Source organism: Alicyclobacillus pomorum DSM 14955 (genome assembly GCF_000472905.1).
In the GTDB taxonomy this organism is placed as follows: Bacteria; Bacillota; Bacilli; order Alicyclobacillales; family Alicyclobacillaceae; genus Alicyclobacillus_A; species Alicyclobacillus_A pomorum.
The window spans coordinates 22,862-37,646 of the sequence record NZ_AXAR01000005.1; the positions used below are offsets into that span (position 1 = coordinate 22,862).

Below are 14,785 nucleotides of genomic sequence, written 5' to 3' on the forward strand. Positions count from 1 at the left end.
AAGTGTTTACGAGATGCAGTTGAAAACGCTTCCGTGAGAAAGGGGTATTCGGATGCCGCAGGTGTCATTTCAAAGCTCCAGACCGCAACCACAGTTGCAATCTCCTCAGTCAGAATTACCCAAAGCTCGTCGTAGACCTCGATTGGGTCTATCATGCATCACATTATCTGGGGTTGCGACGTTGTGGATCCCTGTCAACCTCTACTGGTTAGCGTTTGTGTCTGGAAGCTTTGCCTCCGCAGGACTTTTATTTGGCACCTTGATTCTAGCCTGTGCCATACTGGGGTGGCTGTTCCCTCAAAACACGAGAATCATCGGAGTATTTTCCATCATTCTGTCGGTGTTTTCGATAATTGGTGCGCTGGGTGGACTGGTCGTAGGAGCATTATTGGGGATTGTCGGAGGTGCTCTGTGTATCGCTTGGGCACCGGCAACGAGTTCAGCGAGTAAAGCATCAGTAAACCCAAAGCGAACAAAGCGCGCGAAAGACAGGGCTGCTTCAGCAAGAACTCGTGAACAGTCAAAGGAGAAGGAGCCATCGAAAAACGCGTGGGAAAAATGGTTTTAGGACTCTCGGAGGGATGCCCATGTCCTGGCATCGCAAAGGTTACAGAAAGCTTTTTTTAACAGGCGCCTTCGTATTGACTTGGCTGGCTGTTGCCTTGATATGGCCCAATACCGCCTCTGCGACGACTCAGTCCATGGTGACTCGCTCTGTGTCAGACATGCCAAACGATAAGGGGACTGTTCATGCTTCTCCAGCTGCCAATCCATCGTCTTTTTACATCCATGCAGACAAGATTCAGGCTCAAGGCGCCTTTTTAGAACCCATTTCTACATCTGGGAAACTCGGCGTTGAATTGCGGTTTTCAGAATTGGTGCTCTATGGGATGAAACTTGTAAAGAACACGTCCATTTCCGGGAGTACGGACGCAATCGAAATTCAATCCACGGGACCAGTTCGCCTGAACAACGTGACCGTTGATGTAGTTGGTCTGGGATTTCGCGGAGTTGGCGTAAAGTTGAACGTACTGTTGCCTGATTTGGTACTGACCGACGTCAACCTGATGGCGACCCGATTGATTTCAGATGAGGCGAATATTCCGGGGTTGTCACTCCATGTCAATGAACAACCCATTGGAGTGAATACAGGCAATATGGTCGATTTGACTCAGATCCCGTTGTCCGGAACGTTGGCACAAGTAGTTTCACAGTTGGATTCCCTCTTGAACGGTGCGGATCCAAGAGAAGTTCAACCAGAGGCCAATCATACGGACCCCACTCAAGTTCAACAAGGAGAAAATCATCAATTCAAAGTACCCCCACTGATGGGGACTGTGTCGTCGCCCACAGGGATTTTGACAAATGGGAACTTGCAGAGTGTGCTCGGGAGTGCGTTATCAAGTACCGCCAAGGACTTAGGATCATTAAACTCTGGTTCTAAAGCAACCCAACTTAAAAATACTGTCTCTAGAACTCAATCTGAAAATTCGGTAACCGAAAGCCCAGCCACTTCACCGTCAACCCGTTCCAGCGGTTCATCGACCGAGCCAACGAGTCAAGGACCAGGGTTGTTGGGTTCAGTTATACAAGCAATGTCCCCTCTGCTTCGAGATTTTTTTGGAAGTGGCCCATAGGCTGTCTGCCGCGCTACGCAGTTTCACTTTTGCATAAGGAGGAACATACATTGGCCCCGGACCATCAGGACGAAGCGTTAACCATGTCACAGCGCATAGAGGCATTTTACCGGCAAAGTGGTGGACCGAACAACCCTGACATTGATCGCCTTTTGGAAAAGCATTTGCTTTATGGAAAAGATCATGGGATGCCGGGTTACAAGGAAACCATCGAGGATGCTTTCATCGATACAGTCGTGAACGATCCCGCGTTATTGATTCTTTTTCAGCGCTTTCAAAGATTACGTCATCAAAACACGAACCTCAATGACGGGAAAAGTGTATCCTTCAACGAAGGATTGGAATCAGTTCATAAAAAGTTGGCAGAGTTGCAAGCTGATCTCGAGTTGCTCCGGCTGGAAGTGAAAGATATCAGTAATGAGTTGGCACATCGGCGACAGAAAGTGGAGTGACGAGTGATAAGTGCTTGAATGAGCGGCGGGGGGAAACCCGTCGCTCTTTAGACATGGATACCCCTAAAGAGAAGAGAGCTCATTTGATGTCTAGCTGGAGTACGGAGAGAGGACACAACAGACAGAAACAAACTTTATATTTCGAAATTTTTGACAATATGTAAATTCGAATTGAGGATCTGTGGATTTGGGGGAGATTCAATGCGAAATGTCTGCTCCGAGATCAAGTTGCCGTTAATATCCACAAAGATTCGAGAATGTTTGGCAAAACAACTACTTTCAAACGCTCGCCATTGCGAAATGCAGTTCGGGATTCGTTTACAAGAGTTGCGTATGAATTCCCGGGAAGCGCGGGCGTCGGAGGACGTTTTTTCATCATTAATCGGCTTGTGTGAATTGTGGGCCGTGGACGAATCAGCCGTGGTTTCTCAGTTTCGCTCTGTCATCGCGTGTCTGCAGGAACATATCACTCTATCGAATATCCTATTTATTCTATCGACTTTCGAAGAATTCGTTGTTGCAGTCGTGCGGCTAAACATGGATGAATCAGATATCGCGATTGCTTTGCAGTGGGTACATGCGCTCATATTGCAGCTCTCCCTTGCCGCGGTGGCGCAACTCACGTCGGTTACACCGACAGGTCGATTCGCGACAATGACCAGCATGGAACAGACGACCTTAACAGCAATGTTGAATTACATGGGGGTCATGGGGATCTGGGACTGGGCGGCGATAGTCACGTCACACCTAAAAAAACTGTCCATTGTCGATGTGGCCGTATGGAACAAAGATGAACAAGTCTGGTACCCCGCCAACATGGATACACAGATAACAGAACAAGTGTACGAACGCTGCATATCAGGCCGGCACACGTTCAAGATACCCGTCGCAGGCAACCTTACCTTCATTGTGAGCGGGGAAATGAACGCTCAATCGGAACTCTTATTGAATCAATGTGTTCGGTGGCTCAACATCACTTTGCAGCTGGCGAAGCACATGAACGATGACGGTGGATACTCCGAACTGTGCCTGCAGAGGGCACTCCTTCACCTTGACGAAACCATACTCACAGCTAAGCAACACGACCGTTTTTCGCATGCAATGAGAGAACTTTGCCAGTTTACAGGGTTTTCTAGGAGTGCCTTGCTTGCCTATGCTCCGGTGACGAAGACATTCGAAGGTTTCGAGGCATATAACATTCCCGTGCAAGACATTCGGAGAGTCAAGGAAATGGAATGGAGCGTCCCTGAGATATCTCATACATTGCAGACTTTGGAACCATATCACATTACAGATGCTCACGGAATGATTCCAGATCATCACGTAAAATTCTTCGGCCTCACTTCTCTTTTGGTTGTTCCATTCGTAAATCCAGATAAGTATCCACTTGGCCTGGTTCTACTGGATCACCAGGGAAGTCCGTTTACTCCGGATGGACGAACGGTGCAAGCCGCGCAAACGATAATCAATCGAATGGCTAAGGTGAGCACCATGCTTGCTGATGAAGCTCACAATTTGAGTAAAGCCGGAGAGAGCTCGTCAGGGATCAGCAACAATGAACTGAGAATCCTTCAGCTGATTGCAAACGGATTGGATACCAAGGACATTGCAAGAACACTATATCTGAGTGAATATACAGTGAATGACTATGTGAAGTCTATCTTGAGAAAATTCGGTGCCAAGAACCGATCTCATGCAGTGGCGGTAGCTTTGCGAAAAGGGCTGATTCAGTAATGATGATGGTCATCTTCCTACGTTTCGTTTACCATTCGGTCTAGGTACAGGTCGGGTAAATAAAAAAGTGAACGTCGCAAGACAAGCTGCCATTAAGTACACCGCACCCTTTGATGGTTTGATTTTAGGAAGGTCTGTTCACGCCATCTCCATCACTCCCTCTTTCCAAATTTGTATACATTGCATTTTTCAAACACCATTTCCTCATAATCGCCAAAGAACTCCTTTGTTTCCGGAACATATGCTTCGATTTTATCGAGTCCAAACGGCGGGCCTCCGACGACAATGGTGAACCTGCCCGCAGTGATATAAGTTCCAATGACATTGATCTCCCCAAGAATCAGCAGTAATGCCGTGATAACGTCCAATCCGTCCTGTATGAATTTTGCTTGCTCTGTTTTCCCAACAACAATCCGACGTCCGGTAAACAGCCCGGAAAGAGACAGTGAGAACCCATCTGGAGTAATAAAAACCCCACCTATTGTAATCTGGCCGGTCAATAACAAAAGTATGGTGACAATTTCCAAAAACCTTAACATGATACTTGCAGCAATTTTTGTTTGCCTGTTTTTTCTCTTTCTCACATGCACCACCTCGCGCTGGTACCTGCTCCTCAAGGCGGTTTGGCCTCGAATCAGCATATGCCATCAGGGAACAAAGAGAGCGGCCTTGTACTCCATACTCACAGGTTCTTTTTTGTCTTATTCGTCTGGTTCGTTCCAGGCCACGGCGATGGAGCTATCAGCACGAGTGGCCGATTGTGATAGGCAGTGCCGCAAAGAAGGATTAACTGCAGAACACGCTTGGGTCGACCGATGACGTGAAAGTGGCTTTTTAGTCCATTCCAGACTATCGCCGTCGTTCCGTTCTTGAGAGCTATAATTTCCATATTACGGATTCTTAATAGACTGTAAACTTATGTTCAGCTGTTTGAGATATGTGAAGAAAGGGTTAAAGTTCTGTCGAATCAGACCATCATCCGACATTTTTCGACATGCTGAACATATAAACAATTGCAGCGAAAACGAGGCATGACAAGGAATAAGATGATGAATGGGAAAGTGCGACGTGTCGAATCTAGTCGAATTTTGTATAAAATTATCCGAAAATATAACTTTTCTAATTCTAATAATATCTTATACTGAGTATGTGCATGCGCCACTCCAAACATTCGTAGTGACTCTTCGTATCTGCTTATTCGCAGGTGCTAAGACATAAATAGGAGTCAGTGGAGGGAATTCCAATGGAAAAAGTGACTGAGTACATCATGGAACAGTCGAAAAAGAACACCGTGCAACTCTTTCAGTTGATGGAAAACGCTGTGACTTCCTCAGTGGCGATGGTGAACGAGGCCCAAAGTGAGGCGCAGCAAATCACCAGCCGTCTTACGGAGAAAGGGAAGGAGCAGTTTGTGGCGCAGCTGGCAAACCTCCAAGTGCGATTGATTGAGGCCCAAACAGAGTTTCAGGATCAGTTCCGCAATTTGATGCAACTGTTCAAGCAGGAAGGGAAATAGGTGACTGCCATGCAAGCAAAATACTTAGACCCGTTCTCTGTTTGGAAGTCTTTTTATGGTGAAGTGGAGCCGAAACTATCTGAAGCGATGCAAAAGTGGCTGGAAAGTGAAGAGTATGCTGCATTTTCCGGACAATTGCTGAGTGCCACACTACAAGTGGAACAAAGCATTCTGAAGAATGTCGAACACATGCTGCAAGCCTACAACATACCAACTGTGAAAGACTTCGCTCGCCTAGGTGAGTTAATCGTTGGAGTCGAGAGCAAGATTGACCAGCTGGACGAACGTTTGGCTCGGTTGGAGCAACTCGCGTTAAGCAACGCTGATGTGCGAGAGCAGCTTGAAGCAATCACAGCGCAGCTGGAATCAATCGGTCAGCTCCAGCTGCCAGAGGCATCTGACTCTGACAAGAACGCAACGGCCACGAAAAACCGCAGACGCGGGCAGAGAGCACAAGAGGGTGCGGACGAATCGAAGTCTGAACTCGTGTGAACACATAGTGAAGAGTCAGTTCTTTTGATACAAACACATCACGTGATACTTGGAGGGACGAACCTATGGCAATTTCGGTAAATGAACTGGCTACGCACAAAATTCTACAGGATCGCGTTGTATTAGTGACAGGCGGTTCTCGTGGCATTGGCGCAGAAATCGCCAAAGAACTGGCGGCCCAGGGCGCAACGGTCGCTATCAACTACGTGTCCAATGCGGATCGGGCGCAGGAAGTGGTGCGTGAAATCGAGTCGTACAACGCAAAGGTTACGGCGGTACAAGGGGATGTCGCCAATCCGGAGGCCATGAAAAAGGTCTATGAAGAGGTTATGGAGACCTACGGGAAGATTGACATCCTCATCAACAACGCGGGCATTACGCGCGACGCGAAATTTGTGAATATGACTGAAGAGCAATGGAACCAAGTCATCACCACCAATATGAACAGCATCTTCCACCTCACCAAACTGGTTCTTCCAAACATGATTGAGCAAAACTATGGTCGAATTGTCAACATTTCGTCCATCATTGGTCAGGCTGGTGGGTTCGGTCAGACCAACTACTCGGCTGCAAAGGCGGGGATGATTGGCTTCACAAAATCCCTTGCGCTGGAAGTGGCACGCTACAACATCACGGTCAACTGTGTCTGCCCGGGTTACACCTTCACCGATATGGTGGCGGCTGTACCGGAAAAGGTTCAAGAAAAGATCATCGCTAAAATTCCGTTGGGCCGCTTCGGGACGCCGAAGGAAGTGGCCAAGGCTGTCCGCTTCTTGGTCGTTGACGGTGACTACATCACTGGCCAGAGCATCAACGTAAACGGCGGCATGTACATGTAACAACGGCAATGTGCCCCTGGTCAGTGAACCAGGGGTATTTTATGGAGGTGAAACAATGACCGCGCATGGAAATTGGGCAGAGGCCTGGAAGCAAATGATAGATGGCGAACAAGGCGCCGAACAGAAGAACATCCCATTCGTTCAATGGAGTGAACGGCAGCGCAAAATACTGGAAGTTATCACGAAAGCGGAACCGGAGATGGGTTTGACCCCGAAGGAAATCATCTGGCGGAAAAATAAGAGCAAGCTCTACCACTTCACGCCAGTAGACGCGAAGGTCACGAAAAAGACGCCCATTCTCATGGTATACGCGATGATCAACAAGCCCTACATCCTTGATGTCGAGCCGGGTAACTCTTTCGTAGAGTATTTGCTGCAAGATGGTTTTGACGTCTACATGCTGGATTGGGGTGACGCGGGGATTGAGGATTCACACAATGGATTTGCCGAGTACATCCTCGATTATCTGGCAAAAGCAGTAGAGCGTGTGTGCCTGCATAGCGGCCAGGAGTCCATCAACCTGTTTTCCTACTGCATGGGTGGCACGATGGGCACAATGTACACCACACTCTTCCCGGAACGGGTAAAAAACCTGGTGGTTCTCGCTGCACCTATCGATTTCCGGCATGCTGTGCTGTACAACAAATGGCTCGACGAAAAGTATTTCGATGTTGACAAAGTGGTGGAGACGTTTGGCAACGTGCCTGCCCACATGATTGACCTTGGGAACAAAATGCTGAAACCGATGAGCAATTTCATTAATCCGTGGGTGCAACTGTATGAAAAAGTGGACAATGAAAAATTTGTGCACAATTGGCGCCTCATAAACAAGTGGGTGAACGACGGCACTGACTTTCCAGGGCAGACCTATCGCGAATGGATTCGAGACTTCTATCAGCAAAACAAGCTCATTAAAGGCGAGATTGTACTGCGCGGTCGGCGCGTGGATCTCTCAAGGATTGAGTGCCCAGTGCTGATTGTGACGGCAGAGCACGACCATATTGCACCCTGCGACCAGACGCGTGCCTTGTTTGACTACATCAGCAGCACGGACAAACAGGAGAACAACTATCCGGTCGGCCACGTCAGTCTCGTCTTCGGTGGTACGGCGAAAAAGAGAGTGTATCCGGACACCTCTGCTTGGCTCGCCGCACGGGATTAACATCAATGTGATAGAGATGAAAAAGAGACCTGGGATTCATTCAGGTCTCTTTTTTATGTCTTGATTGGCGGTTGACTTTTCGATTTTCAACTCGGAAAGAAACTCAAGGATCTTCCGATTAAACTCCTCTGGTTGCTCCAGTTTTGCCATGTGTCCGGCGCAATGGAGAATCGCCATTTTTGAGCCTGGGATAAGATGATGTATCATCATCTGCCCCCACAACGGGGTCAGGAGGTCGTAGTCACTGGCAAGGATTAACGTGGGCACCTTGATTCGCGGTAACAACTCGGTATTGTCCACTTGCAGACAAGCTTCCAGCGTCTGACGATAGGTGCTTGCATTGTGCTCCATGGCATGTTGAAAGCGTTCCAGCGTCTCGCTCTTCCAATTAACTAGGCAAGTAGCCGCCGCCAGTGACATCCGCCATTGTGGTGGAAGGAAGTTGGCGCGCCATGTCCACAACTGGTAAAGCGGGGCCCGCATCAGCCGCGGAACGTAAAAAAAAGTGTTGACCAGAATGAGAGAGCGGCAACGGTCTGGCGCCATTCGGTACATCTCTTGAGCGACGACACCGCCCATCGACAATCCACAAATGTGTGCGCTTTCAACTTCCAGTACGTCCAACAATTCTAGAACGTGTCGTGCAAATGCCTCGATTGAAACTTTCTCGGCAGGTGCCGACTGGCCATGACCCGGCAAATCGGGGATGATCAGATCATATGAATTGGCCAGCGTATACTGGCAGGCCCATCCTTCCTTTCGTTCACCCAGGCCGTGAATCAAAACCAGCGGTTCTCCCGAGCCCATCCTGTCGCAGTGGATTGTCACATTACGGAGTGTGGCAGTGGCAGTGTACATGAGAAAACCTCATTTCACAGGTGGTGGAATATCGTATTCAAAAACGGATCCAACGTGTAACCCCGTTACTTGTCTTGCCGAATGGAGTACGGACCATACACGGCAAAAAGAAATTTTTTAAAAAAGGGATATGATTTTGATGCATATAGGTGTAAAATACATATAGGTGAAATTGAAAAGGTGATTTCAATGGCAGAACACAAAGCACCGAGCGGACTAGGTGGATTGGGGAAAAACTTTTTAGTACCACACATCCTGCTCCTCTTGCGAGACATGCCGATTCACGGTTATGAGTTGATGCAAAAGCTGACATCCCTTGGGTTTCAGGCACTTGACCAGGGAAATTTCTACCGCACGATGCGACAGTTAGAAAAGGAGAGCTACGTGCATTCGGAATGGGACACCTCGTCGAGCGGCCCAGCCAAACGGCTCTATTCTCTGACTGAAATGGGCGAGAAGTATCTCCAAGCATACGCTGATGAGCTACAACGGTACCAAAACATGTTGAATCAATTCTTCGACATGTACTCCAAAATGTTTGACCTCTACCTCTTTCCCTTTCGTAAGGAAGGGGACGAGGAAGAGAAAAATAATCAACCTCAAGGGAGGGCTTTCAATGAGCCAGAAGGAAATCAAGGACATCAAGGAAATCAAGGAAATCAAGGAAAAGAAGGATCAAGGACAATACGTGAGTGACGCACTGGTGGATGCGCTGTGGAACTCATACGAAGCACTGGTGTCGCACACCCGTCAACAGGCCAAGTCTGCGGAGAATGAATGGCAGCAGGCACTGGGCAAGGCACTGACATGGGGAAAAGAACAGCGGCAGCAGGTGAAGACGTTCTCTCAAGAAGTCGTCAAGAAAAGCAGCGAAGTGTTTTTCCCGGACAACAGCCCGCTGAAACCATTAGCGAAACAGGTGGAAGCCATCGCTCTCACTCCGCTGCAGTTCTCGTTTGATCTGGCGGAAAAAATCGAGCGAGTCTGGGAAGGAGATCAAAAGGACTTCGACAAGATTCAAGGCGAACGGTTTACTACGTGGTGGAATTGGCATGACTCGTTCGTAGCGGCCGCAAGGAGTCAGCAACGCACTTTCTTCCGGATGATGGAAGATAGCGCGCGATTGGTTGCACGTGCGTAGAAGTCGATGAGGGGGAGCACGCATGCGTCTGCATGACAAGGTCGCTCTGATCACCGGGGCTGCCAGTGGAATCGGGAAAGCCACAGCCCACGTGTTTGCAAGAAACGGGGCTCGGCTGGTGATTGCCGATTTCGATGAAGAACTGGGGATGGCCACCGTCGAAGAACTGCGGAAGCTGGGAGCAGAAGCAGCCTTTGTGAAAGTCAATGTCAGCAATCTGTACGACGTGCAACAAATGGTCGACGCAGCCGTGAAAAGATATTCCCGCATCGATGTGCTAGTGAACAATGCAGGTATTGTCCGCGACGGACTGCTGACGAAATTGGACCCAGCTGAGTGGGACCAGGTGATTGCGGTGAACCTGACAGGTGTGTTTTACTGCACCCAGGCGGTGGCGCGCGTGATGGTACCCCAAGGGAACGGCGTCATCCTGAACGCTGCTTCCGTGGTCGGGCTGTATGGCAACATCGGACAAACGAACTACGTTGCAACCAAGTCCGGCGTGATTGGAATGACGAAAACCTGGGCGAAGGAACTTGGGCCTAAGGGAATTCGTGTAAACGCGGTGGCTCCCGGCTTCATCATGACCGGGATGACTGAGCAGATGCCTGAAAAGGTACTGGATAAGATGAGAGAAAAGACGCCGCTGCGCCGACTCGGACAGCCGGAGGACATCGCACATGCATATCTGTTTCTCGCATCAGATGAGGCTAGCTTTATTCACGGGGCAGTTTTGAGTGTCGATGGTGGGCTCACATTCTAACAAACGTTGATGAGCTGTCGGAGTCTATTCCGACAGCTTTTTCACTCCGGTGTTGTATCGTCGCCTGTTCGAAAAAATCAGGAAAACGAACCACACAAGATAAGGGGCTGTCCTTTTGCTCATCTCAGGATGCGCTGAGGACAGCCACATTCTTGTGCAAAGATAATCCTTGAACATGGGCTGACTAATCCAATGGAACGCCTTTCGATTCTCGCCACATGACAGTGAAAAGTATCATGACAACGGAAGCCCCAACCACGAAATAGGTCATTGCGTGCGCCAAGCCTCCTACCGATGACGCAATCTCGGATACAATCAAGGGCACCACCGCGCCGCCTAGTGCTGCACCGATATGGTAGGTCGTTCCTTGACCCGTCGAACGTACATTCGTCTGAAAATGCTCCGCAAGATAGGTTGGGATGGCTGCCCAAACACCCCCGATGGAAAACAGGCCAATCAAGAACGTCAATATATCTCTCAATACGTCGTGGGTGATGAACTCAAAGACAAAAGAGCATAGCAGAGTTCCAATGGCGGAAATGATGATGATGGTTCGACGGCCGACGATGTCAGACAGCCAACCTCCTAGGATATTTCCGATGATTCCTGCAACATTCAGCAAAATAATCGTATTTGCCACAACCGTTGGCTCAAAATGACCCTGGGATTTCAACAACGTTGCGTATAACGTGTTCATCGGATAGGTCAAGCTGAATGCAACGATGGCGATGATGGCCGCGTGAATCGTTGTCCAAGTGTTTCCTTTCACAAAGAGCTGAGACAGCGGAATGGACCTTTTGTGTCGTACTGCTCGCTCGAGTTTCCACCGCGGAGATTCCGGCAACTTCCACCATATGTACAACATGACGAGGAGTGCAGGAACACATGCGATATAAAACATGCTGTGCCACCCGAGCTTCGTGTACCATTCGCGATAGATGATGGCTGCGAAAATGTAGCCAAAAGAAAACCCCGACTGCATGAGCCCGGAAGCTAGGCCGCGCCACTTCGCCGGCATCATCTCCATCAACATGGGCGTACCGCTGGCGTACATGGCGCCCATGCCAAGGCCGTACAGGATGCGAACCAGGTATAGCACTGTAAAACCGAGTGAGAAACCAGTCAGAAACTCGAACACCGAGAACCACAAAATCGAGAGGACGAGGGTCATCTTTCGGCCCCAGTAGTCTCCCAGCAATCCGCCCAAAAATCCGCCACCCAAGCGTGCAAATGTGGTTGCGGACGTCACCCCGGCGGCCAGTGTCAGAGGTACGTGGTAATCTTTCATAATGTCCAACAAGACGAAAGTGAGAATAGAAAAGTCCATGGCATCGAACGCCCATGCCAGTGCGATGGAAATGAGTGCCTTCTTGTCTATGCGCTTCGTTGCTGCAGGAAGATTGGATTGCAATGGCATCGACATATATTGTCTTTCTCCTCTCTCGAAAAATTGGTGATGAATGCGTAGTCATCATCAATGGTGACACTTTCTAGATGATATTGTCAATTCTGACGAATCTATTTGTGAGGAAGATATTGGTGACAGCAGTGAAAACTATGGAATTAGAATTGATTCATTGGTGAAAGTGGTAATCAATTATCATTTCAATAGCCATCCAATCTTGATAAACTTTATCGGCGTGTACAACAAAAATGCCTAATCATCGATGCTATCGTTGCCATCGATGTACGGGGGATGCAAATGGTCTTCGGACCTGGGGTGAAGCGCTGAAAAGCGCCGGGTGGTCTCGTCATCCGAACCCGACAACTAACCTCGGAGGCAAAAACGAGAGGATGAACAGAATGCGTTTGTCACGTGTTGGTTTGGGTATTGTTTCCGCTGCCGCTGTCAGCTGTGCAAGCTTCACGCCAGCATTTGCGGCAACTTCGAATACAGTCACCGTGAAGCCTGGAGATACCATGTGGCTCATCGCCAAGGCACATGGAATCAAAGTACAGGCGTTGGAAAATTCGAATCCCACGGTAGACCCATACGACATGCTGGTTGGCACGGTACTGAAACTACCTGAAGGTTCTGCTAATACCAAGAGCACGACGGCTACTTCAGAGAACCTGTACTGGATGGAGCATGTGATTCACGCCGAAGCGGGCGGTGAGTCGCTGCAGGCGCAGATTGCGGTCGGAGATGTCATCCTTCATCGGATGAATCACGGCGGTTATGGCCGTACGGTGAAAGATGTTGTGTTTCAGGTGCAGAATGGTCACTACCAATTTACCACTGTTGCCAACGGGTACATTTATTCGACACCGAACGAAAGCAGCAAACAAGCTGCCAAAGCTGTTTTGGAGAATCACACAGATGTGGTCCCTGGGGCGATGGTATTTTACAACCCGGGTGAAACGCCAGCAAACAGTTGGGTGTGGTCGCAACCAACCATCACCCATATTGGCAAACTCGTGTTTGCCAAATAATTCACCATTCCAAATATGCCAATTGATGTTGACGCTACAGGGTCTTCCTGTAGCGTTTTTTGCATGGTCGAGTGGCAACATTGCTCTAGATGGGTTCGTCGTGATTTTGCAAATCACTGACATGAATGACTTGCACATGGCTACGTGACGTTCACGCGTAACTTGAACGTGGTTTATGATGAGGAGGATGGATGTTGTCTGTAATGTAACCCGTGGCTGCCACTCGGCAGCACCGGTGGACGTCCAGCAAGCATTGAATTGGATTTCTTTGCAATGACTGAGAGTAAATGAGGCGATGTCCATGTCAGGGCGCATCCGTTTAGGCGTGCTTGGTGCTGATGATTCCCTTTCTGTGATTCAGGACGTGGCGAAGGAATTTGGTGAACTGGAGCTGATTCCCGTCGTTTATTGGGAAGAGGATGAAATCCCAGACAGAATCAGCCCCTATCTTGCCGATGCACACATGTGGCTGTGCAGTGGACAAGTTCCGTACGTCATCCTGTACCAGCAGCTCAAGGTGGACAGGCCTGTTTTTTACACCCGTCACTCTGGTGAGGGACTGTATAAGGCGCTCCTGTACTGGGTCCATGAACGCGGTGTGCGGATTTCAGAGATGAGCTTCGACACACTGAGCCCAGAGACATTGCAGAAGTTTCTGATGGATGTCGGCATAGAATCGACATTTTACGTAAAGCATTACACTGGAAGCATTCGCTCGGAAGAGCTGGTCCACTATCACAAGTCCCTTTGGGAGCGCGGTCTTATCAAAGTGGCGGTAACCTGCTTACGCTCTGCGCAGTTGCAACTGAAGCAGTTGGGAATTCCTTGTACGCATATCACGCCAACCCACAGCGAGGTCAGGCAGGTACTGGAGAGTATTGTTCAGACACAGGCGTTGTTGGTGTCTCGCGATGCCCAAGTCGCCGTGCAACTCATCCAGCGCGCCGATGGCGATGAAGTGCGAACGTCCGAAGCGGACTTTGATTCGGCAATTCATCGCTATTCGCGATATGTACACGGGACTACGCAGAAAATCAGCGCCAATCAGTGGATGATTTACGCAACGCGTGGGGCCATCGAAGAGCTGACGGACCACTTCCAGCGAAGACCTCCGTTGCATGCTATCGCTGACCTTGAAGACCACCTCATCACCGCGGGGATTGGCATCGGCAAGACCGTTCGGGACGCGCAAGAACGGGCGCGCCTTGCACTGGAACAGGCGAATGTATGCGGTTCAGGAAACTGGGCTTGCGCTCTCGAAAACGACACGTTGATTACGCCATTGGGCGTGAAGGACTTTTCGCTGTCCTACCAGTACGTTCGGGAAGACATGCAGGAAGTAGGTCGTGAAGTCCCGCTCAGTACACTGACCTTGACCAAAATTGCCGGTGTGCTTGCGAAGCGGGGATCCACACGTATTACGGCGCACGAACTGGCACAATATTTGCATATTCTCCCGCGCAGCGCACGCCGCATTCTACTGACTCTGGAAGGCCACGGGATGGCCACGGTTGTTGGCGAGGACACGTCTCACCAGCGCGGGCGTCCGCGGAAAATTTACGATATCCGGATGAGCTGCGCGGGGAACGCGCAGTGATGTTCTTCTTGGAAACCAATTCACATGACCGGCGCAGTGCACAACAGCGACCAACCACTGTCGTGCATGCAAATCGCTGATGATTTGTGATCAAGCGGTGCTCTTATCGGTCACCGCTTTTTGTGATGACACTTACTATGCATAGACTAGTCAAACATTTT

General features: G+C 49.4%; 16 protein-coding genes and 1 riboswitch. Of the genes, 13 read left to right on the forward strand and 3 right to left on the reverse strand.

Annotated elements, in window-relative coordinates:
- Window positions 1–52: 52 nt before the first annotated feature.
- From YWK_RS22840 to YWK_RS20865, 4 genes are all read left to right on the forward strand, one after another.
- Window positions 53–568 carry a DUF6114 domain-containing protein gene (locus tag YWK_RS22840; protein WP_415782785.1) on the forward strand — a complete coding sequence of 172 codons (516 nt, stop codon included), beginning with the start codon at window positions 53–55 and terminating at the stop codon, window positions 566–568.
- Between the two features lie 19 nt (window positions 569–587).
- Window positions 588–1,637: a hypothetical protein gene (locus tag YWK_RS0106370; protein WP_026964139.1), complete on the forward strand. Its 1,050-nt coding sequence runs from the start codon at window positions 588–590 to the stop codon at window positions 1,635–1,637.
- An 83-nt stretch (window positions 1,638–1,720) separates the two neighbouring features.
- The gene (locus tag YWK_RS20860) at window positions 1,721–2,089 is read left to right on the forward strand and encodes a hypothetical protein (RefSeq protein WP_051375311.1); all 369 of its coding nucleotides are present in this window, start codon (window positions 1,721–1,723) and stop codon (window positions 2,087–2,089) included.
- A 201-nt stretch (window positions 2,090–2,290) separates the two neighbouring features.
- A complete protein-coding gene (locus YWK_RS20865) occupies window positions 2,291–3,823 on the forward strand; it encodes a LuxR C-terminal-related transcriptional regulator (RefSeq protein WP_026964140.1) in 1,533 nt (510 codons plus the stop codon).
- A 152-nt stretch (window positions 3,824–3,975) separates the two neighbouring features.
- Here the strand turns inward: YWK_RS20865 and YWK_RS18625 are convergent, their stop codons facing one another.
- On the reverse strand, window positions 3,976–4,407 hold the full coding sequence (locus YWK_RS18625; RefSeq protein WP_245578528.1) for a hypothetical protein: 432 nt from the start codon (window positions 4,405–4,407) through the stop codon (window positions 3,976–3,978).
- A 659-nt stretch (window positions 4,408–5,066) separates the two neighbouring features.
- Between YWK_RS18625 and YWK_RS0106390 the strand changes: the two genes are divergently transcribed.
- The 4 genes from YWK_RS0106390 to phaC all read left to right on the forward strand — a co-directional run bounded on the left by YWK_RS0106390 (window position 5,067) and on the right by phaC (window position 7,832).
- The gene (locus YWK_RS0106390) at window positions 5,067–5,339 is read left to right on the forward strand and encodes a hypothetical protein (protein ID WP_026964141.1); all 273 of its coding nucleotides are present in this window, start codon (window positions 5,067–5,069) and stop codon (window positions 5,337–5,339) included.
- A complete protein-coding gene (locus YWK_RS0106395; protein WP_026964142.1) occupies window positions 5,340–5,831 on the forward strand; it encodes a hypothetical protein in 492 nt (163 codons plus the stop codon).
- Between the two features lie 65 nt (window positions 5,832–5,896).
- Window positions 5,897–6,670: a 3-oxoacyl-[acyl-carrier-protein] reductase gene (gene fabG / locus YWK_RS0106400; RefSeq protein ID WP_051375263.1), complete on the forward strand. Its 774-nt coding sequence runs from the start codon at window positions 5,897–5,899 to the stop codon at window positions 6,668–6,670.
- 55 nt (window positions 6,671–6,725) lie between these two features.
- Window positions 6,726–7,832 carry a class III poly(R)-hydroxyalkanoic acid synthase subunit PhaC gene (phaC, locus tag YWK_RS0106405; protein ID WP_026964144.1) on the forward strand — a complete coding sequence of 369 codons (1,107 nt, stop codon included), beginning with the start codon at window positions 6,726–6,728 and terminating at the stop codon, window positions 7,830–7,832.
- Between the two features lie 36 nt (window positions 7,833–7,868).
- On the opposite strand, the gene YWK_RS18630 is transcribed toward phaC, so the two are convergent.
- Window positions 7,869–8,690: an alpha/beta fold hydrolase gene (locus YWK_RS18630; protein WP_051375264.1), complete on the reverse strand. Its 822-nt coding sequence runs from the start codon at window positions 8,688–8,690 to the stop codon at window positions 7,869–7,871.
- Window positions 8,691–8,879: 189 nt separating this feature from the next.
- Between YWK_RS18630 and phaQ the strand changes: the two genes are divergently transcribed.
- Genes phaQ through fabG (YWK_RS0106425) form a run of 3 tightly spaced genes read left to right on the forward strand, consistent with a single transcriptional unit; the run spans window position 8,880 to window position 10,594 of the window.
- On the forward strand, window positions 8,880–9,386 hold the full coding sequence (gene phaQ, locus YWK_RS18635) for a poly-beta-hydroxybutyrate-responsive repressor (protein ID WP_084453527.1): 507 nt from the start codon (window positions 8,880–8,882) through the stop codon (window positions 9,384–9,386).
- Window positions 9,307–9,831, forward strand: coding sequence for a hypothetical protein (locus YWK_RS0106420; protein WP_035466267.1), 525 nt, complete (start codon window positions 9,307–9,309; stop codon window positions 9,829–9,831). The genes phaQ and YWK_RS0106420 overlap by 80 nt, the downstream gene beginning before the upstream one ends.
- A 22-nt stretch (window positions 9,832–9,853) precedes the next feature.
- Window positions 9,854–10,594 (forward strand): 3-oxoacyl-ACP reductase FabG, encoded by a 741-nt coding sequence (fabG, locus tag YWK_RS0106425; RefSeq protein ID WP_026964146.1) that lies wholly within the window; start codon window positions 9,854–9,856, stop codon window positions 10,592–10,594.
- A gap of 184 nt (window positions 10,595–10,778) precedes the next feature.
- On the opposite strand, the gene YWK_RS0106430 is transcribed toward fabG (YWK_RS0106425), so the two are convergent.
- Entirely contained in the window at window positions 10,779–12,017 is a 1,239-nt protein-coding gene (locus YWK_RS0106430; RefSeq protein ID WP_026964147.1) for an MFS transporter, read from the reverse strand.
- Window positions 12,018–12,238: 221 nt separating this feature from the next.
- Window positions 12,239–12,392, forward strand: a riboswitch (cyclic di-AMP (ydaO/yuaA leader).
- A 5-nt stretch (window positions 12,393–12,397) separates the two neighbouring features.
- On the opposite strand from YWK_RS0106430, the gene YWK_RS0106435 reads away from it, so the two are divergent.
- Together YWK_RS0106435 and YWK_RS0106440 are read left to right on the forward strand one after the other, a co-directional pair.
- On the forward strand, window positions 12,398–13,027 hold the full coding sequence (locus YWK_RS0106435; RefSeq protein ID WP_035466271.1) for a cell wall hydrolase: 630 nt from the start codon (window positions 12,398–12,400) through the stop codon (window positions 13,025–13,027).
- A 301-nt stretch (window positions 13,028–13,328) separates the two neighbouring features.
- The gene (locus YWK_RS0106440; protein WP_035466274.1) at window positions 13,329–14,624 is read left to right on the forward strand and encodes a helix-turn-helix domain-containing protein; all 1,296 of its coding nucleotides are present in this window, start codon (window positions 13,329–13,331) and stop codon (window positions 14,622–14,624) included.
- The last annotated feature ends 161 nt before the right edge of the window (window positions 14,625–14,785 follow it).

Excerpts from the sequence above, each read along its gene's own strand:
- YWK_RS0106390 (WP_026964141.1), top strand. The coding sequence starts at position 5,067 with ATGGAAAAAGTGACTGAGTACATCATGGAACAGTCGAAAAAGAACACC.
- YWK_RS0106435 (WP_035466271.1), top strand. The coding sequence starts at position 12,398 with ATGCGTTTGTCACGTGTTGGTTTGGGTATTGTTTCCGCTGCCGCTGTC.
- YWK_RS0106420 (WP_035466267.1), top strand. The coding sequence starts at position 9,307 with ATGAGCCAGAAGGAAATCAAGGACATCAAGGAAATCAAGGAAATCAAG.
- YWK_RS0106430 (WP_026964147.1), bottom strand. The coding sequence starts at position 12,017 with ATGTCGATGCCATTGCAATCCAATCTTCCTGCAGCAACGAAGCGCATA.
- fabG (WP_051375263.1), top strand. The coding sequence starts at position 5,897 with ATGGCAATTTCGGTAAATGAACTGGCTACGCACAAAATTCTACAGGAT.
- YWK_RS0106370 (WP_026964139.1), top strand. The coding sequence starts at position 588 with ATGTCCTGGCATCGCAAAGGTTACAGAAAGCTTTTTTTAACAGGCGCC.
- YWK_RS20865 (WP_026964140.1), top strand. The coding sequence starts at position 2,291 with ATGCGAAATGTCTGCTCCGAGATCAAGTTGCCGTTAATATCCACAAAG.
- fabG (WP_026964146.1), top strand. The coding sequence starts at position 9,854 with ATGCGTCTGCATGACAAGGTCGCTCTGATCACCGGGGCTGCCAGTGGA.
- YWK_RS18630 (WP_051375264.1), bottom strand. The coding sequence starts at position 8,690 with ATGTACACTGCCACTGCCACACTCCGTAATGTGACAATCCACTGCGAC.
- phaC (WP_026964144.1), top strand. The coding sequence starts at position 6,726 with ATGACCGCGCATGGAAATTGGGCAGAGGCCTGGAAGCAAATGATAGAT.
- YWK_RS0106440 (WP_035466274.1), top strand. The coding sequence starts at position 13,329 with ATGTCAGGGCGCATCCGTTTAGGCGTGCTTGGTGCTGATGATTCCCTT.
- YWK_RS22840 (WP_415782785.1), top strand. The coding sequence starts at position 53 with ATGCCGCAGGTGTCATTTCAAAGCTCCAGACCGCAACCACAGTTGCAA.
- YWK_RS20860 (WP_051375311.1), top strand. The coding sequence starts at position 1,721 with ATGTCACAGCGCATAGAGGCATTTTACCGGCAAAGTGGTGGACCGAAC.
- phaQ (WP_084453527.1), top strand. The coding sequence starts at position 8,880 with ATGGCAGAACACAAAGCACCGAGCGGACTAGGTGGATTGGGGAAAAAC.